This is a genomic window from Pseudomonas sp. TH32, assembly GCF_016650855.1.
In the GTDB taxonomy this organism is placed as follows: Bacteria; Pseudomonadota; Gammaproteobacteria; order Pseudomonadales; family Pseudomonadaceae; genus Aquipseudomonas.
Map to the genome: position 1 here is coordinate 80,779 of NZ_JAEKFA010000002.1, position 15,764 is coordinate 96,542.

Below are 15,764 nucleotides of genomic sequence, written 5' to 3' on the forward strand. Positions count from 1 at the left end.
ATGAAGATCAAATGTGGGAGCAGGCAAGCCAGCTCCCACATTGTGATTGCATTCCAGCTTTTGAGCAGGTGATGGCCTCACGGGCTGTAATACCCCACAGCGACCATAAAATGCCCGGCCTTGCGCAAATACGCATGCTTGTTCTCGACCTTCCCGGTCACCGGATTTTTCCAGCGGTACTCGTATTCCCCCTGACCCTGCTCAGCCATCACCGCCAATATCGGCTCACCCACCGGCTTGCCGTCGGGGTCCTTGATCTTGCTGAAGTCGGTGTTGACCAGCCGCGGGTTCGTGCCATGGGCCACATAGCGGTGGGTATCCAGGTCAACCACAAACACATACAAATCGTCCTGCAGAAAACCACCCTGCATGGCGTTGATGGCTTTGAGCGTCCCGGCCTGATCCTTCTCCAGCGCCTTGACGGCCTTGTCCCGCAAAGACTTCGCGTGCTCCGGCGTAGCCCGTGGCAAGTAATAACCCACGGCCAGAATCCGCTGCCCAACGCGCTGGTAATACACATGCTTGCGCTCGACCTTGCCGTCATTCCAGTTCTGCCACCGGTAATCGGCCTGCTGGATGCCACTGCCTTCCGGTACCGCCAACGCATCCTTGAATGACTTGTTCAGATCCGGCCCAAGCACCTCGGAAACGTTGCGCCCGATCAACGCAGAAGAGGGCCCGCCACTCGCCAGCAGCACGCCCTTGGTGTCGACCACGAACACATAGCGGTCCTGGTCGACGAATTCACCCAGGCGGCTGAACGCCGCAAAGGCTTTGTCGCCATTCGTCTGGTAATACGCCAAGGCCTTTTCCAGCAGGGCCTTGGCGGCTTGGGCGTCCGCATCCTCAGCGGTGGCGGCGTGCACTTGGCCAACGCACAGCAGCAGCAGCCAGGTGGCTCGGAGGATTGCCTTCATTACCCGTCCCTCGTTCTTGTTGGTGTGCCAAGAGCGTAGACGGTTTGCCGACTTATCAGAACGGTTTGGTCGGCAGGTATTTACCGTCCAGGGTGATCACCGCGCGGGAACCGCCGTCCGGGTCTTCGACTTTCTTGATGTCCAGCTTGAAGTTGATCGCGCTGATGATGCCGTCGCCGAACTGCTCGTGTACCAGGGCCTTGAGGGTCGAACCGTAGACCTGCAGCATTTCATAGAAACGGTACATGGTCGGGTCCGTCGGCACGCCGCCGGGGAAGCTGCCGCGCAGGGGCACCGTTTGCAGCAGGCGGCTGGCGTCCTCGTCGAGGCCGAGTTTGTCGCACACCACATCGGCAGCGTCCTTGGGCAACGGGTGCTGGCCGAGCAGGGCGGCGGTGACGAACGCCAGGCTCAGGCCGGTGCCGTCGGTGAGGTCCTGCCACGACAGGTTCTTGCGCGCCTTGATGTCGATAACGGTGTCGGCCAGGGCCAGGCGTGGGGATTGGGCGAATTGGGATTGCAGCATGGTGATGTCCTCTTGGGTTTGAATAGGGTTCAGGCCGCGTGGGCGCGGGTGCTCGGGTTATCCAGCAAGGACACAAAGCGCCCGCTGCGGCCATCCAGGGCGTCGATGCCGCCGCTTTCGATGTCGTAGACCCAGCCGTGCAGGCTCAGCCGACCTTGTTCCAGGGCCAGGGCCACGGAAGGGTGAGTCTTGAGATTAGCCAGTTGGGCGACCACGTTTTCCCGTACCAGCGAGTTGAGCCGGTCGGCGTCTGAGGCGTGGGTACGGGCGGCGTTGATTACCTTGGCCGACTCGGCATGGCGCAGCCAGTTGGCGACGGCCGGCAAGTGGTCCAGGCATTTGCAGGTGGAAATGGCGGTCATGGCGCCGCAGTCGGAGTGGCCACAGATCACGATGTCGCTGACGCCGAGAACGGCTACCGCGTATTCGACGGTGGCCGACACACCGCCGGGCTCTGGCCCGTAGGACGGCACGATGTTGCCGGCATTACGGATCACAAACAGGTCGCCGGGTTCCTGCTGGGTCAGCAGTTCCGGGACTACACGGCTGTCGGAACAGGACACAAACAGCGTGCCGGGGTTTTGCGTGGTGGCCAAGTGTTTGAACAGGTCGCTGCGTTGGGTGAAGGCTTCACCCTGGAACTTGCGGAAACCGTCGATGAGGTCTTGCATGGTGGTTCTCCTTGCGTCGCTGATGGGGCAAGGATGGAAGTTTTCAGCTATAGCGTCCAAGACCGGCTTATTATGGTTTCTATAAGTCATGCCTATAGTTGGAGCGCCCTTCATGTTGCTGCGTCATATCCGCTACCTGTTGGCCGTTGCCGAGCACCGAAATTTCACCCGGGCGGCGGAGGCGCTGCATGTGTCGCAGCCGACCTTGTCGCAGCAGATCAGGCAACTGGAAGACACTCTTGGCGCGCCACTGCTGGATCGCTCCGGCCGGAGCGTCAGCCTGACCGATGCGGGCGAGGCCTATGTGCGTTTTGCGCGCCTGGCCTTGCAGGATCTGCAGGCCGGCACCCGGGCCATGCACGACGTGCAGGACCTGAGCCGCGGCAGCCTGCGCCTGGCGATGACGCCGACGTTTACCGCGTACCTGATCGGGCCGTTGCTGGCGCGGTTCAACCGTCTGTACCCGGGGATAACGGTCAGCGTCGAGGAACTGACGCAAGACCGCATGGAGGCGGCGCTCACGGAAGACTTGCTGGATATCGGCATTGGTTTTACCGGCGAGCATTTGCCGGATATCGAGTGTGAAGGGGTGTTTGTCGAGGCGTTGAGCGTGGTGGTGAGTGCCGGCCATCCGGAGTTGAACCGCCAGCAGTGGCTTCAGCAGCCGTGGGTGCTGCTGAACTCAGGGTTCGCCACGCGCCGCTATATCGATGAGTATTTTCGTAGCCAGGCGGTAAAACCCCTGATCGCCATGGAGGCCAATTCCATCAGTGCGATTATTGAAATCGTACGGAGCACTCAGTTGGCGACCATCCTGCCCAGCGCGATTGCCCAGGTGCAGGCGGGCTTGCAGGCGGTGCCGTTAAGCCCGGCGTTGCCGCAACGCACGGCGGCGCTGCTCAGTCGCAAGGGAGGCTATCGCAGCGCGGCGTGCCGGGCGTTTGTCGAACTGGTCAGGGCGCAGCCAGCCACTGGTTGATGATGCCGTCATACACGCCCGTCACCGTACTCAAGTGCAGCCACTGGTCCACGTAGCTCTTCCACGCCACATCATCCCGAGGCAGCAAGAACGCCTTCTCGCTGTACTGCATGTAGCGCTCGGGGTTTACCGCACACAGCCCCGGCTTGAGCTTTTGCTGATACCGGGCCTCGCTGGCGTCGGTGATCATCACGTCGGCCTTGTTGGCCAACAGCTCTTCAAAAATCGTCACGTTGTCCGGGAACAGTGTCAGTTGCGCCTTGCCCAGATGCGCCCGCGCAAATACTTCGTTGGTACCGCCTGAAGGCTCGATCACCCGCACCTGCGGCTGATTGATTTGCTCCACGGTCTGATAGCGCTGCACATCGGCGCAACGCACCAGCGGGATCTTGCCGTCGACGCCCAGGGGCTGGCTGAAAAATGCCTTCTTCTGCCGCTCCAGCGACACCGAAATACCGCCGAGGGCAATATCACAGCGCTGGGCCAGGAAGTCCGGCATCAGGGTTTTCCAGGTGGTGGGCACCCATTTCACTTGCACGCCAAGGCTTTTGGCCAGCGACTGGGCCATGGCGATGTCGATGCCTTCGTAGCTGCCGTCCGGGCGCAAATAGCTGTAGGGCTTGTAGTCACCGGTGGTGCAGACGGTCATTTCACCGCGCTGGAGCACTTCATCCAGGCGCGATGCGGGGCTGTCAGCCAGGGCCTGGGCGGACAGGCCGGCCAGCAGGGAAAGGGTCAGCAAAGCTTTCATGCGGTCGGGTCCTTGGGCATGAGCAGGGCCGCCATTATTTGCAAATGTTTAGCCACGGCACAACCAAACTCCGTCAAGACTGGATTTAACGGCTTAACCTCGCGTGTGAGGCTGTTCGGCATCTCTTTACTGTGACTTCCGCATGGACGGTTCCCCCGACACACACCCTGAGACATCGCCAGGCGCCACCGCGTCCAGCCGTCCGGACCGTCGTCGAATCACCGCTGATGCACTCCCTTCCGAACTCGCCTTCTGGGCACTCTGGCACTGCCGTCACGCGCGCCCACCGGACGCCTTTCTCACCCGTTGATTTGCCCAACCGGATGCCCCACGCATCTGCCCGGCAGCGCCCGCGCGCCTGCCTGACGCGAACGTATGAGAATGCCCATGAGCACGCCCTTTGCCACCCTGCACGAAGCCCAATCCTTTCTGGACCAGAACCCGGATATCGAGATGTTCGAGCTGTTCATCCTCGACAACAACGGAGTGCCCCGGGGCAAGTTGCTGCACCGCGATGAGCTGCTGGCGGTCTATGAAAGTGGCCGGCCGCTGCCGAGTACGATCCTGGGCCTGACCATCAATGGCGACGACGTGGAGAACTCCGGGCTGGTCTGGGAAGTGGGCGATATCGACTGCCGCGCCTACCCGGTCAGCGGCAGTTTGCAGCGCATGCCGTGGCGCCTGATCCCGACGGCGGCGGTGCAGGTCAGCATGCACCCCACCGAAGGCATGCCCGCCACCGTGGCCGACCCGCGGCACTTGCTGGCCAAGGTGATCGAGGACCTCAAGGCCGACGGCTATTACCCGGTGATGGCGGCGGAGCTGGAGTTTTATTTGCTCGACCAGAAACCCGACAGCAACGGCCGTCCGCAACCGGCGCGGGATGTCGATGGGGGGCGCCCACGCTCGACCCAGGTCTACGGCCTGCGGGAACTGGAGCAGATCGAACCGTTCCTTGCCGACCTCTACAGCGCCTGCAAACTCCAGGGCATTCCGGCGCGCACGGCGATTTCCGAATACGCCCCGGGCCAGGTGGAAATCACCCTGGAGCACCGCAGCGACGCCCTGCAAGCCATGGACGAAGCGGTACGTTACAAGCGCCTGGTCAAGGGCGTGGCCCACAAGCACGGGATGACCGCGTGTTTCATGGCCAAGCCGTTCGATGACCTGGCCGGCACCGGCATGCACATGCACGTCAGCCTCGCAGACCGCGACGGCAATAACCTGTTTGCCAGCGAAGCACCCGACGGCACGCCGCTGTTGCGCCAGGCGGTGGGGGGCATGCTCAGCACCTTGCTCGACTCGTTGCTGATGTTCTGCCCGAACGCCAACTCCTACCGACGCTTCCAGACCAACAGCTACGCGCCGCTGGCCGCCACCTGGGGCGTGGACAACCGCACGGTGACCCTGCGCGTACCGGGCGGGCCGGCGTTTTCCCGGCATATCGAACACCGAATCTGCGGCGCCGACGCCAACCCTTACCTTGCGGCGGCGGCGATCCTGGCGGGTATTCACCGGGGCATCCGCGAACAGCGCGATCCCGGCGCGCCGGTGGAGGGCAACGGTTACGCCCAGGCCAAGGAATTACTGCCCACCGATTGGTTGACTACCTTGCGCGCCCTCGAAGGCTCGTCCTGGGCCCGGGAAGCCTTTGGTGGTGAATTTCTCGGTGTGTACCTGGCGGTCAAGCGGGCCGAGTATCGCCAGTTCATGGGCGAAGTGGGGGAGCAGGACTGGCGCTGGTATTTGCACCCGGCCTGAAGATGAAGCCTTGATCACAGACAGTTAACAGACAGGCTGGGCGCCGGATACTGGCCCTGCATGCGCGGTAAACAATCCTTCGACCTTTTTTCACGAGACGGTGGTTAAGCTGCGGATGTCTGATCCATTAACAGAGTCGTGTGATGCCGTCGCAACTGCCGTCTTCCATCGAGATTGAATTTGCCGAACGTGCAGGCCAGGAGCATGCCCGGGTCTGCGCTGACACGCGCCCGCCCAAGTTGCTGCGGCGCCTGGCGCTGTGGCGCGATGAGCGACTGGTACGCCGTGCGCTGAAAATCGCCGGCGAACCGGGGCTGATCCTCGACCTGGCCTGCGGCTCGGGGCGCTTCTGGCCGGTGCTGGCCGAGCACAGCAACCGGGTGATCCTCGCGTCGGACAACTCCCAGGACATGCTCGACCACGCCCGTACCCACCATGCGCCGGGCTTGCTCAAGCGGATCAAGACCTTCCAGGGCTCGGCCTTTTCCATCGGCCTGTCGGCCAACGCGGTGGACTGCATTTTCTGCCTGGAGTTGTTTCGCCATGTGCCGACGGCAGAAGGGCGCCTGGCCCTGCTCGGTGAATTTCATCGGGTGAGCCGCGACACGGTGATTGTCTCGGTCAACAGCGACAGCGGTTATCGGGCGATGCAGCCCGCCCTGGCGGCGGTTGCCAGCCACCGGACGCAGGTGGAAGCGGAGTTTCGCCAGGCCGGTTTCAAGGTCCTCAACCAACAGGAATTCATGCCCGGCTCGGCCATGTGGCGGGTTTACGTCCTGCGTAAGAGAGGATAAGTCCCGCCCGTCGGACTATTCTTCAGATCCTATAGGAGTTTTCATGGCGGATGCTGTGCTGCGAATGCTCGCAACTCCCTTTCGCGATATATACTGCGCGCCATTCTTCAAGGGAGAGCCGTGTGGCCATCGATATTCACTGGATCTGCGACAACGATAGCCTCGGCCAGCACTGCGCCGAATGGCAGCAGTTGCCATTCGTCGCCCTCGACACCGAATTCATGCGGGTCGACACTTTTTATCCCATTGCCGGGCTGATCCAGATTGGTGATGGCGTTCGCGCTTACCTGATCGATCCCCTGACCATCGACAACTGGCAACCCTTGGCCGCCTTGCTGGAAAACCCGGCGGTGATCAAGGTGGTACACGCCTGCAGCGAAGACCTGGAAGTGTTGCTGCGCCTGACCGGCAGCCTGCCGGTGCCACTGTTCGACACCCAACTGGCGGCTGCGTACCTGAACCTCGGTTTCTCCATGGGCTATTCGCGTTTGGTGCAAGCCGTCCTCGATATCGAGTTGCCCAAGGGCGAAACCCGCTCGGACTGGCTGCAGCGGCCATTGTCCGAGACGCAAATCAGCTACGCCGCCGAAGACGCGGTGCACTTGGCGGAAGTCTACACACGCCTGCGCCCGAAACTTTCCGACGACAAGTACGCCTGGGTCCTGGAAGACGGCGCCGAGCTGGTGGCCAACCTGCGCCGCGAAGTCGACCCGTACGAGGTCTACCGCGACGCCAAGCTGGCCTGGAAACTGTCCCGTGCCCAGCTCGCCGTGTTGCGCGAACTGTGCGCCTGGCGCGAGCAGCAAGCCCGTGCCCGTGACCTGCCGCGCAACCGTATCATTCGTGAACACTCGTTATGGCCCCTGGCCAAATCCCAGCCGGATAACCTCGCCGCGCTGGGCAAGATCGAAGACATGCACCCGCGCACCGTGCGCCAGGACGGCGAGTTCCTGCTGGGCCTGATCAAGCGTGCCGGCAGCGTACCAATGGACCAATGGCCGCCAGCGGTTGCCGAGCCGTTGCCGGTGGACGCCGCCACGCTGATCAAGCAACTGCGCGCCCTGGGCCAGGCCGAGGCTGAACGCCTGGACATGGCGCCGGAACTGATGCTGCGCAAGAAAACCCTCGAAGCCCTGGTCAAGAGTGGCTACCCCGAGGGGCCTTACCAATTGCCAGATTCGCTGCGTGGCTGGCGCCGCGAATTGATGGGCCAGGCGCTGCTGGACAGCCTGGCCACTGCCGGAGAACAGCCTTGAAACGTATTTGCTCCATCTATCGCAGCCTCAAACGAAACGAGATGTACCTCTACGTGCTGAAAAGCGATGCACTGGAGCGCGTGCCGGAAAGTCTGCTGGCCGCCTTCGGCAAGCCGCACCACGCCTTTGACCTGGTGCTGAGCCCGGAGCGCAAGCTGTCCCGCGAGGACATCACCGTGGTCCTGGAAAACCTCGAAAAGCAGGGCTACCACCTGCAAATGCCGCCGGCCGAGGACGAGTACATCGAACACTTGCCCGAAGAGCTGCTGCGACGTAATGACCCGATGTGATCGGTCAGTGCCCCGTCCGGGGCACATTCATCAATGGAATTCAATTTTTGGCGGTGGCAGCAACGGACAGTGAACTGGACCGGCGGCCGCCTGCAGTGTTTTTGAAAGGTTTGAACCATGCGCGTTCTGATTGCTGAACACGATCACCCGCTGTACGCCCGGCTGCTGCGCGAAGCGGCGCCGGACCTTGAGGTCATGACCAGCGGCGATTCCGCTGAACTGTCGCGTCTGGCGGCGGATTGCCCGGTGTGGCTGGGCCAGCCGGATCTGTTGGCGACCTTGCTGCGCCAGGGCCATCAGCCTCAATGGTTGCAATCGACCTGGGCGGGCATCACCCCACTGTTGGCTGAGGGCCTGCCGCGGGATTACCGCCTGACCCGCGCCGTGGGCATTTTTGGCCAGGTGATGGCCGAATACGTGCTCACCTACATGCTCGGCCACGAGCGTGAAGTGCTGGCGCGGCTGGTCAGCCAGGTCGAGCGCAAATGGGACAACCGCATGGGCCAGAGCCTGGCGGGGCGCAAGGTGCTGATCGTCGGCACCGGCGATATCGGCCGCAGCGTTGCGCAGTTCCTGTTGCCGTTTGGCGTGGAGTTGTACGGCATCGCCAGCGAAGCCCGTGAGCAGGCGCCTTTTATCGAAGTCGCCGCGCTTGAAGAGCTGCCACGGCTGGTAGGCGAGGTGGACTACGTGGTCAACCTGCTGCCCAACACCCCGAACACCCATGATTTGTACGATGCCGCGCTGTTCAAGCAGTTCAAGCCGACCGGGTTGTTTATCAACGTCGGGCGCGGTGTGGCGGTGGTCGATGCGGACCTGGTGGAGGCCTTGAAGGAAGGGCATCTGGCGGGTGCGGTGATCGACGTGTGCCGTCAGGAGCCATTGCCACAGCGTCATCCGTTCTGGACCGCCTGGGGCTTGCTGTTGACCGGGCACAGTTCCGCGCCGACCTCACCGGGGATGATGGTGCAGTTGTTTGTCGAGAATTTGCGCGCGTATCAGGCGCAGGAAGCATTGCGCGGGGAAGTGAGTTTCGAGCGCGGGTATTAACATCAGGAGCGAGCGCGCTCGCTCCTGGTGAGGTCTTACACGTTGAAATCGCCTTCCGATACCAGCTCGCTCAACGGCTTGCGCGGGCTTGGGGTTTCCCGGGCTTGCAGGTAATCGGCCAGGGTCGATTTGTCGCCCAGTTTGCCAATCGCCACGGCCGCGTGCAGGGCATAGCCCTCTGGCACCTTGAGTTCCTTGCGGGTCAGCTCCTGGTCGAAACCGGCCATGCCGTGGGTGTGCCAGCCGCTGAGGCTGGCTTGCAGCGCCAGGTGGCCCCAGGCGGAGCCGGTGTCAAAGGTGTGCCACAGGGCCGGGGTTTCCTCGGCGGCGCCGGGTACCTGGAAGTCGGTCTTCGACGCCACGATCACCAGGGCCGACGCATGCTGCGCCCAGCCACGGTTGAATTCGTTCAGCAGGCCCAGGAAACGTTCCCAGTTTGGTGTGTCACGGCGCGCGTAGAGGAAGCGCCACGGCTGCGAGTTGTAGGCCGAGGGTGACCAGCGGGCGGCTTCGAAGAAGCTCAGCAGGGTGTCTACCGGGATGCTTTCGCCGGTAAAGGCGCGCGGCGACCAGCGGTCGGTGAATTGCGGGTGGATCGGGTAGTCGGCGACGCGTGGGTTGCTGCTCATTGGGCTGATCCTGATGAAAAACCGGGGTTCAAAACTACTTCGCCGCCGACGGGCTGACAAGTCTTGTTCTACCGGCAGTCGTAAGCGCTTGGCCCCGGGGGCCATGGGCACTAGACTGGCGGCCTTTTAACATACCGATACCGATGTAGAGCCATGGCCGCCAAAGTCGAACCTTTCTGGATCCGCAAAACCCTCGAACAACTCGACCAGGATGAGTGGGAGTCGTTGTGCGACGGCTGCGGCCTGTGCTGCCTGCAAAAGCTCGAGGATGAAGACGACAACAGCGTCTATTACACGCGCATTGCCTGCAAACTGCTGGACCTGAAAACCTGCCAGTGCACCGATTACCCCAACCGTCGCGACTCGGTGCCCGATTGCATCCAGCTCACCCCGGGCCAGGCCGACCAGTTCAAATGGCTGCCGCCCACCTGCGGTTACCGGCTGGTCAGCGAGCGCAAGGACTTGCCGCTCTGGCACCATCTGGTCTGCGGTGACCGCGACGCCGTGCACCAGGAACGCATTTCCCAGTCCGGGCGCATGCTCAGCGAAGGCAGCGTGCCCGAGGATGACTGGGAGGATTACCTGATTTTTCGCGCCGGTTGAAAAGGAGTGTGTATGACGGTTGGAGCCAGGCTGGCCGCAAGCCTGCTGTTGTTGGCATTGAGCGCGTCGGCGTGGGCGGCGAAGAAAGTTGACCTGGACTATCACGTCAAGCTGCTGCCCCAAAGTGATCAGGCTGAAGTACGTCTGAGCCTGTCCCAGGGCTCGGCGGTGCGCAGCCTCAACTTCGACCTGGGCCGCGACGGCGACTACAGCGACTTCAAGGCCGATGGCCAGTGGCAAGTGCTGCCGGGCAATACGCCGGGTGACAGCCGAGGCCTGTGGCAGCCCAGCGCCGACAAGGCCAGCCTGACCTACCGTGTCCGCCTGACCCATGCGCGCAAGAAGGGGATTTACGAAGCACGCATGACGCCGAGCTGGGCGCTGTTTCGGGGTGAAGACCTGGTGCCCACTGCACGCCTGGATCAACAGGACGGCATTGAACTGGTGTCGCGCCTGGTGTTTGAACTGCCTGCCGGCTGGAAAAGCGTCGAGACGTCATGGCCGCGCATCGGCAAGAACAAATTCCGCATCGACAACGTTTCCCGCCTGTTTGACCGGCCCACCGGCTGGATGCTCGCCGGCAATCTGGGCAGCCGCAGGATGCGCTTGGGCGAAACCGAAATCACTGTGGCTTCGCCCAAAGGGCAGGGCATGCACCGCATGGATGTGCTGACCTTGCTGACGTTTGTCTGGCCTCAGGTGCAAGCAGCGTTCCCGAGGCATCCGGCAAAACTGCTGGTGGTGGGCGCCAGCGATCCCATGCGGCGCGGCGCATTCGCGGCGCGCGATTCCATCTACCTCAACAGCCGCACACCGCTGGTCAGCGAAAACGGGAGCAGCCCGTTGATCCGTGAAGTGGTGCAGGCCATCGGCCGGTTCAATGACCATGAGGGCAGCGACTGGATCAGCGAAGGCTTGGCGCAGTATTACGCCATTGAACTGATGCGCCGCGCTGGCGGTATCAGTGACGACCGTTACGCCGCGATACAGGCCCGTCTGACCAAGGACGGCAAGGACGTGACGAGCCTGCGGGTCGAGCACGCCAACAGCGCGACGGTGGCGCGAGCGGTGGTGTTATTGCAGGAACTGGACCGCGAGATTCGTGTGAAAACCCACAACAAGCGTTCGCTGGATGATTTGACCCAGGCGGTGATGCGCTTGAACAGCATCAGCACAAAGGAGTTTGTGCAGCTGGGGGAGAGCATTATCGGCGAGTCGTCGGTGGTGCTCGACAGCAAGCTGCTGCACTGATCCCTGTAGGAGCCCGGCTTGCCGGCGATGAGGTCCTTGAGGACGCCATCGCCGGCAAGCCGGGCTCCTACAGGATCGGGATCGGGTTCAGCCAGTGGTTTTACTGGCTTTCTCAGCCGCCACTTCAGCCTTGGTCTTGAGGTTTTTCAGTTCCTCACCGGCGCGTTCAATCTTCGTGCGCACGGTGTTCATTTCCTGGCGACTGCGCTCCAGCAACTCTTTCGCCGAGCTGTGCCCGCTGATGCCGCGCGCCAATGCAACGCCACCAATCGCCATCTGAATCAAACCGAAAAAGCCGCCACGGCGCAGGCCTTTGCCCATCATCACCACGCCACCCGCCAGGGAGCCGATGCGTTCCCAGCCCTGGACGTTTTGTGTGGGTTGGCGCTCCAACGGTGTAGACCGGATAACGGGTCGCAGGGTTTTGCTGTCGCTCATGATCTGTCTCCAACAAGGGCTTATTGATATGCAACTGACTGCACACAGGCCGCGGACGTTCCCAAAAAATCAGTACTTGGGACCCGAACGGGTGTTGTTGCCCTTGGCCAGGCGGTCGTAAAGCACCACGTTGACGGTGGCGGCGAGGTTCATGCAACCGGTGGTCGGGATGTAGATCACGTCTTCACACCAGTCGCGAATCTCTTTGTCCAGGGAGCCGTCTTCCGGCCCGAAGATATACAGCGCGCGGTCCGGGTGGGTGTACTCGGGGAGAGGGCGGGCGCCTTCCACCAGCTCGACGGCGACCGGGATGCAGCCCAGGGGCAGGATCTTTTTCAGGTCGTCGATGCCGATCAGTGGAATGTCGTGGTGGACCTTCTTGGTATCGGTAATAAAGTCCCGGGCCCGCTCGTAACGCTTGCCGGTGTAGAACACCGAGGCCACGCCGTAGCAGCCGGCGGCGCGCATCACCGAACCGACGTTTTCGGGGGATTTGGGGTTATACAGACCGATGCAGCTGTAGCGTTTATTGCCCACGGGAGAGGGTGCCTTCGAGAAAAACGGCGATTATACGGGGATTGCTCGAAAGGCGGTCGGTTTGAACGGCATGGGGTGCAACACTGTGGCGAGGGAGCTTGCTCCCGCTGGAGTGCGAAGCGCTCCCAAAAAACGTGGGGCCGCTACGCAGCCCAGCGGGAGCAAGCTCCCTCGCCACAGCAAGCCTCCTCCCACACCAGCCTCCTTCCACAGCAAGTCGCCCATCACATCGCTTCAGTCGTCTTTCTTCATCAACCCGGCCAGTGCCGCAAACGGGTTGTGCGTCGCCTTGGCAATCGTCGGGCTGCTGGTGGAGCCTTCGCCGAAATACTGCTGGTCGGTATACCGCGAGTGTTCGTTGTCGTGGCAATACAGGCACAGCAACTCCCAGTTGGAGCCGTCCTGGGGGTTGTCGTCATGATTATGGTTGCGATGGTGCACGGTCAGTTCGCTCAGGCGCTTGCCGGCGAATTCACGGGCGCAGCGGCCGCACACATGGGGGTACATCTTCAGGGCTTTGTCGCGATAGCCCATTTCCCGGTCGCGCTGGGCATCGGCAAGGATACGGTCCAGCTTGGCGGTGTGGGAGGGCGGGTTGGTCGAGCTCATCATGGCTCCTGTCTTTTAGTGGATCACGGATAGCGTTGATTCTAGCTGCTTGCGGGGTAATAAACCTCCGGCTTTTTCCGCCGCAGTACACGCAGGTGCCAGGGAATGTTTGTAGTATCGGCGAACTGAATTCAAAGGAGCGGTACTCATGCGGATGCATTCATGGTGGTGGGCATTGCTGTTATGCGCCGTCAGCGTTCACGTCCAGGCGCTTTCCACGCCCCAGCCCGGCCAGGTGATCGAGGTGGCGCTGGAGCAACTCCATCCGGCCCAGGCGGTCATCGGTTTTGACCAGATCCACTACAAGCTGGGGGTGTTTGCCGAGTCTCCCAAGAAGGTGTTCGACGAATACTGTGAGACCAACGGCCAGGGCGGAGCAGACACAGTGCCCAAAGGCGCCGATTTGCATAAGCCCGACAGTTTCACCTGCAAGGACCCGGTGGGCACTCACCCGGCAGACATGAAAACCGTGGTGGTCGGCCCCGCAGGCCAGCTGTACCTCACTGACGGCCATCACAGCTTCAGTACCTTGTGGGAACAGCCCGGTGCGGGTGCCACGCTGAAAATGTGGGTGCGGGTCACCGATAACTTCAGCGACAGCCCGGACCAGGCGACGTTCTGGAAACGGATGGAGCAGGCGCGCAAGGTCTGGCTCAAGGACGGCCAGGGAAAAACCATCAGCCCTGAGCAGATACCGGCACACCTGGGTTTCAAGGACCTCGGCGACGATAGGTTCCGCAGCCTGGTGTACTTCTCACGCAAGGCTTCCTACGGCAAGCCGAACTCCGGCGCGGTGGTGCCGGAGTTCCTGGAATTCTATTGGGGCGGCTGGCTGCGCACGCAGATTGACCTCGGCGCGTTCAACCTGAACAAGCAAGGCGGGTATGAGGACGCTATCGAGGCGCTGGCCAAACGCATGGTCAGCCTGGCGCCCGATGCGCCGGTGGGGGCAGCGGCTTCAGCGCTCAGCAGTTGGGCGGCTTTACGTCACTTAACCGCAAGGAACTGAACGATACGTTCAAGAAGAAAGTGCCCTACGTTATCGACAGCAGAAGTAAGTGACGAACCGTTAAGGGCGGCCTTGTGCCGCCTCTGTTCAGTCGGCTGCTTCAGCCCTTGAGCTTCTCGGCGATCCAGATGGTATGCCGGGTGCCTTTGTTTCCATGGGCAAACACCTGCACTTCTTCGGCCTTGAAGCCGGCCTTGCGCAGTTTGTCGCTGAACTGCTTGTCGGCGCTGGCCGACCACACCGCCAGCACGCCCTTGGGCCGCAGGGCCTTGGCGCAGGCGCTGAGGCCACCGGCGGAATACAGCCAACTGTTGGCTTTTTGCGTCAGGCCTTCGGGGCCGTTGTCGACGTCCAGCATGATCGCGTCAAAGCCCTGGGGCTCGGCCTGCAGCACCTTGGCCACGTCTTCCAGGCGGATCACGGTGCGCGGGTCCAGCAGCGGGCGGCCGGACTTTTCACCCAGCGGGCCGCGATTCCACTCCACCACGCCGGGCACCAGTTCGGCGACCACCACTTCGGCGGTCTTGCCCAAGTGCTTGAGCGCCGCCGCCAGCGTAAAGCCCATGCCCAGGCCGCCAATCAACACCCGGGAACCGGGCCGTCCGGCGACCTTGCGGCACGGAATCTCCGCCAGTGCATCCTCGGAGCCGTGCATGCGCGTGTTCATCAACTGGCCACCGTCACCGCCCTGAATCTTGATGACAAAATCCTCACCGTATTCGAACAGGCACAAGGCACCGCCGTTGTCGGGGATCGGAGTGGTGTCCAGCAGAACGAAACGTTTCATGGAAATCTCATTGGGAAGGGCATTCTTGCGCGGTTGGGAGTAGCCTTACGACTTTACGGTCAGGCCATGGAGCCATCGATGAAGTGCAGCATTCTAACGGTCATTGTATGGGGCGCGCTCACCCTTAGCGGTGCGGCCGGGGCCCAGGAGTCGCAAACCGTGCCGATCACCCCCGCGCCCACTGCGGGTTCGCCGGGTACTGCAACGCCCACACCTTATCCGCAAGTCACGCCGCCGGCGACGCCAAAGGTTTCCGGCGGTGGGGAACCGATGCTGGCACCGATCGTGTTGCCGACGCCGCCGAAGGACCAGACGATCCCCGGCTTGCAGCAAAACGACATCAAGCCCAAGACCCCGGGCGGTTAAAACTGCTGGGACAGCAATTGCCCATCCGCCATGCGCAGGCGCTTGGACAGGGCGATCGCAATCGCACGAATGATCTTGGCCGCGATTTTCGGTGCATCGTTGAGCATTTTTTCCAGGGAATCCTTGCCCAGGTTCAACAGCACGCAATCGCTGGCCGCCACACAGCTGGCGGAACGGCGCTCGCCATCCAGCACCGCCATCTCGCCAAAGGCCCGCCCGCTGCGCAAGGTGGCGATGGTCAGCCGCTGGCCTTCATGGTTGGTTTTCTGCACGGCCACCTGGCCTGAGTGGATGATGCACATGAAGGTGCCGGCGTCGCCCTCGAGGAAAATCACCTCGTCCCGGGCGATGCTGCTGATGTTGAAATAGCCCGCCGCCACATGGAAGTCTTCCGGTAGCAGCGGGTCGAAGAGCCCGCAGTCCATCAGCATGTCGCGGATTTCGTTATTGAGTAAGGTCGGTTCTGGCATGAGGCTTACAGTCTTTGTCCATAAATCGTGCAGGGCGCGCGCCCGGCGGTCAGGTGTTCAGACCCGCCCG

General features: G+C 62.2%; 19 protein-coding genes and 1 pseudogene. 10 read left to right on the top strand and 10 right to left on the bottom strand.

The annotated features are described in order from the left end of the window. Positions 1-77: 77 nt before the first annotated feature. Genes JFV30_RS04085 through JFV30_RS04095 form a run of 3 tightly spaced genes read right to left on the bottom strand, consistent with a single transcriptional unit; the run spans position 78 to position 2,114 of the window. Positions 78-917, bottom strand: a complete 840-nt coding sequence (locus JFV30_RS04085) for a cache domain-containing protein (protein ID WP_201122063.1) — start codon at positions 915-917, stop codon at positions 78-80. A gap of 55 nt (positions 918-972) precedes the next feature. Further along, entirely contained in the window at positions 973-1,443 is a 471-nt protein-coding gene (gene cynS, locus JFV30_RS04090) for a cyanase (RefSeq protein ID WP_010176539.1), read from the bottom strand. 29 nt (positions 1,444-1,472) lie between these two features. After that, positions 1,473-2,114 carry a carbonic anhydrase gene (locus tag JFV30_RS04095; protein ID WP_201122065.1) on the bottom strand — a complete coding sequence of 214 codons (642 nt, stop codon included), beginning with the start codon at positions 2,112-2,114 and terminating at the stop codon, positions 1,473-1,475. Between the two features lie 112 nt (positions 2,115-2,226). On the opposite strand from JFV30_RS04095, the gene cynR reads away from it, so the two are divergent. Continuing rightward, on the top strand, positions 2,227-3,093 hold the full coding sequence (cynR, locus tag JFV30_RS04100; RefSeq protein ID WP_010176537.1) for a transcriptional regulator CynR: 867 nt from the start codon (positions 2,227-2,229) through the stop codon (positions 3,091-3,093). Here the strand turns inward: cynR and JFV30_RS04105 are convergent. Beyond that, positions 3,068-3,844: a transporter substrate-binding domain-containing protein gene (locus JFV30_RS04105; protein ID WP_169387338.1), complete on the bottom strand. Its 777-nt coding sequence runs from the start codon at positions 3,842-3,844 to the stop codon at positions 3,068-3,070. The two genes, cynR and JFV30_RS04105, sit on opposite strands and share 26 nt — an antisense overlap. 387 nt (positions 3,845-4,231) lie before the next feature. Between JFV30_RS04105 and JFV30_RS04110 the strand changes: the two genes are divergently transcribed. The 5 genes from JFV30_RS04110 (at position 4,232) to JFV30_RS04130 (ending at position 8,995) form a co-directional block, all read left to right on the top strand. Beyond that, positions 4,232-5,605, top strand: coding sequence for a glutamine synthetase family protein (locus tag JFV30_RS04110; RefSeq protein ID WP_201122066.1), 1,374 nt, complete (start codon positions 4,232-4,234; stop codon positions 5,603-5,605). Positions 5,606-5,748: 143 nt separating this feature from the next. Beyond that, positions 5,749-6,399, top strand: a complete 651-nt coding sequence (locus JFV30_RS04115; RefSeq protein ID WP_201122068.1) for a class I SAM-dependent methyltransferase — start codon at positions 5,749-5,751, stop codon at positions 6,397-6,399. A gap of 122 nt (positions 6,400-6,521) precedes the next feature. Continuing rightward, positions 6,522-7,655: a ribonuclease D gene (gene rnd / locus JFV30_RS04120; protein WP_003210666.1), complete on the top strand. Its 1,134-nt coding sequence runs from the start codon at positions 6,522-6,524 to the stop codon at positions 7,653-7,655. Beyond that, positions 7,652-7,945 (top strand): YcgL domain-containing protein, encoded by a 294-nt coding sequence (locus tag JFV30_RS04125; protein WP_003210667.1) that lies wholly within the window; start codon positions 7,652-7,654, stop codon positions 7,943-7,945. Before rnd ends, JFV30_RS04125 begins: the two co-directional genes overlap by 4 nt. Positions 7,946-8,062: 117 nt before the next feature. Beyond that, positions 8,063-8,995 carry a D-2-hydroxyacid dehydrogenase gene (locus JFV30_RS04130; RefSeq protein ID WP_010176533.1) on the top strand — a complete coding sequence of 311 codons (933 nt, stop codon included), beginning with the start codon at positions 8,063-8,065 and terminating at the stop codon, positions 8,993-8,995. A gap of 35 nt (positions 8,996-9,030) precedes the next feature. Here the strand turns inward: JFV30_RS04130 and JFV30_RS04135 are convergent, their stop codons facing one another. Continuing rightward, positions 9,031-9,624, bottom strand: a complete 594-nt coding sequence (locus JFV30_RS04135) for a nitroreductase family protein (protein ID WP_201122070.1) — start codon at positions 9,622-9,624, stop codon at positions 9,031-9,033. A 153-nt stretch (positions 9,625-9,777) separates the two neighbouring features. Between JFV30_RS04135 and JFV30_RS04140 the strand changes: the two genes are divergently transcribed. Together JFV30_RS04140 and JFV30_RS04145 are read left to right on the top strand one after the other, a co-directional pair. Further along, complete coding sequence (locus JFV30_RS04140; protein ID WP_010176530.1) at positions 9,778-10,227, top strand: YcgN family cysteine cluster protein; 450 nt, start codon at positions 9,778-9,780, stop codon at positions 10,225-10,227. A gap of 12 nt (positions 10,228-10,239) precedes the next feature. Beyond that, on the top strand, positions 10,240-11,478 hold the full coding sequence (locus JFV30_RS04145; protein WP_201122072.1) for a hypothetical protein: 1,239 nt from the start codon (positions 10,240-10,242) through the stop codon (positions 11,476-11,478). An 87-nt stretch (positions 11,479-11,565) separates the two neighbouring features. On the opposite strand, the gene JFV30_RS04150 is transcribed toward JFV30_RS04145, so the two are convergent. The 3 genes from JFV30_RS04150 to JFV30_RS04160 all read right to left on the bottom strand — a co-directional run bounded on the left by JFV30_RS04150 (position 11,566) and on the right by JFV30_RS04160 (position 13,062). Continuing rightward, entirely contained in the window at positions 11,566-11,916 is a 351-nt protein-coding gene (locus JFV30_RS04150) for a YgaP family membrane protein (protein WP_201122074.1), read from the bottom strand. Positions 11,917-11,985: 69 nt separating this feature from the next. Further along, a complete protein-coding gene (locus JFV30_RS04155) occupies positions 11,986-12,453 on the bottom strand; it encodes an RNA methyltransferase (RefSeq protein ID WP_003210674.1) in 468 nt (155 codons plus the stop codon). A gap of 234 nt (positions 12,454-12,687) precedes the next feature. Further along, positions 12,688-13,062: a YajD family HNH nuclease gene (locus JFV30_RS04160; protein WP_003210675.1), complete on the bottom strand. Its 375-nt coding sequence runs from the start codon at positions 13,060-13,062 to the stop codon at positions 12,688-12,690. A 148-nt stretch (positions 13,063-13,210) separates the two neighbouring features. Between JFV30_RS04160 and JFV30_RS04165 the strand changes: the two are divergent. Continuing rightward, positions 13,211-14,124 (top strand): annotated as a pseudogene (locus tag JFV30_RS04165) (ParB/Srx family N-terminal domain-containing protein). A gap of 47 nt (positions 14,125-14,171) precedes the next feature. Here JFV30_RS04165 and JFV30_RS04170 read toward each other — a convergent pair. After that, positions 14,172-14,858, bottom strand: a complete 687-nt coding sequence (locus tag JFV30_RS04170) for a spermidine synthase (RefSeq protein ID WP_003210678.1) — start codon at positions 14,856-14,858, stop codon at positions 14,172-14,174. 78 nt (positions 14,859-14,936) lie between these two features. Here JFV30_RS04170 and JFV30_RS04175 point away from each other — a divergent pair, with 78 nt between their 5' ends. Then, the gene (locus JFV30_RS04175; protein ID WP_201122076.1) at positions 14,937-15,224 is read left to right on the top strand and encodes a hypothetical protein; all 288 of its coding nucleotides are present in this window, start codon (positions 14,937-14,939) and stop codon (positions 15,222-15,224) included. On the opposite strand, the gene JFV30_RS04180 is transcribed toward JFV30_RS04175, so the two are convergent. Next, the gene (locus tag JFV30_RS04180; RefSeq protein ID WP_010176525.1) at positions 15,221-15,694 is read right to left on the bottom strand and encodes a cyclic nucleotide-binding domain-containing protein; all 474 of its coding nucleotides are present in this window, start codon (positions 15,692-15,694) and stop codon (positions 15,221-15,223) included. The two genes, JFV30_RS04175 and JFV30_RS04180, sit on opposite strands and share 4 nt — an antisense overlap. Positions 15,695-15,764 lie beyond the last annotated feature (70 nt).

Excerpts from the sequence above, each read along its gene's own strand:
- JFV30_RS04130 (WP_010176533.1), top strand. The coding sequence starts at position 8,063 with ATGCGCGTTCTGATTGCTGAACACGATCACCCGCTGTACGCCCGGCTG.
- JFV30_RS04135 (WP_201122070.1), bottom strand. The coding sequence starts at position 9,624 with ATGAGCAGCAACCCACGCGTCGCCGACTACCCGATCCACCCGCAATTC.
- JFV30_RS04145 (WP_201122072.1), top strand. The coding sequence starts at position 10,240 with ATGACGGTTGGAGCCAGGCTGGCCGCAAGCCTGCTGTTGTTGGCATTG.
- cynS (WP_010176539.1), bottom strand. The coding sequence starts at position 1,443 with ATGCTGCAATCCCAATTCGCCCAATCCCCACGCCTGGCCCTGGCCGAC.
- JFV30_RS04095 (WP_201122065.1), bottom strand. The coding sequence starts at position 2,114 with ATGCAAGACCTCATCGACGGTTTCCGCAAGTTCCAGGGTGAAGCCTTC.
- JFV30_RS04150 (WP_201122074.1), bottom strand. The coding sequence starts at position 11,916 with ATGAGCGACAGCAAAACCCTGCGACCCGTTATCCGGTCTACACCGTTG.
- JFV30_RS04105 (WP_169387338.1), bottom strand. The coding sequence starts at position 3,844 with ATGAAAGCTTTGCTGACCCTTTCCCTGCTGGCCGGCCTGTCCGCCCAG.
- JFV30_RS04180 (WP_010176525.1), bottom strand. The coding sequence starts at position 15,694 with ATGCCAGAACCGACCTTACTCAATAACGAAATCCGCGACATGCTGATG.
- JFV30_RS04160 (WP_003210675.1), bottom strand. The coding sequence starts at position 13,062 with ATGAGCTCGACCAACCCGCCCTCCCACACCGCCAAGCTGGACCGTATC.
- JFV30_RS04110 (WP_201122066.1), top strand. The coding sequence starts at position 4,232 with ATGAGCACGCCCTTTGCCACCCTGCACGAAGCCCAATCCTTTCTGGAC.
- JFV30_RS04085 (WP_201122063.1), bottom strand. The coding sequence starts at position 917 with ATGAAGGCAATCCTCCGAGCCACCTGGCTGCTGCTGCTGTGCGTTGGC.
- JFV30_RS04140 (WP_010176530.1), top strand. The coding sequence starts at position 9,778 with ATGGCCGCCAAAGTCGAACCTTTCTGGATCCGCAAAACCCTCGAACAA.
- JFV30_RS04175 (WP_201122076.1), top strand. The coding sequence starts at position 14,937 with ATGAAGTGCAGCATTCTAACGGTCATTGTATGGGGCGCGCTCACCCTT.
- JFV30_RS04115 (WP_201122068.1), top strand. The coding sequence starts at position 5,749 with ATGCCGTCGCAACTGCCGTCTTCCATCGAGATTGAATTTGCCGAACGT.
- cynR (WP_010176537.1), top strand. The coding sequence starts at position 2,227 with ATGTTGCTGCGTCATATCCGCTACCTGTTGGCCGTTGCCGAGCACCGA.
- JFV30_RS04170 (WP_003210678.1), bottom strand. The coding sequence starts at position 14,858 with ATGAAACGTTTCGTTCTGCTGGACACCACTCCGATCCCCGACAACGGC.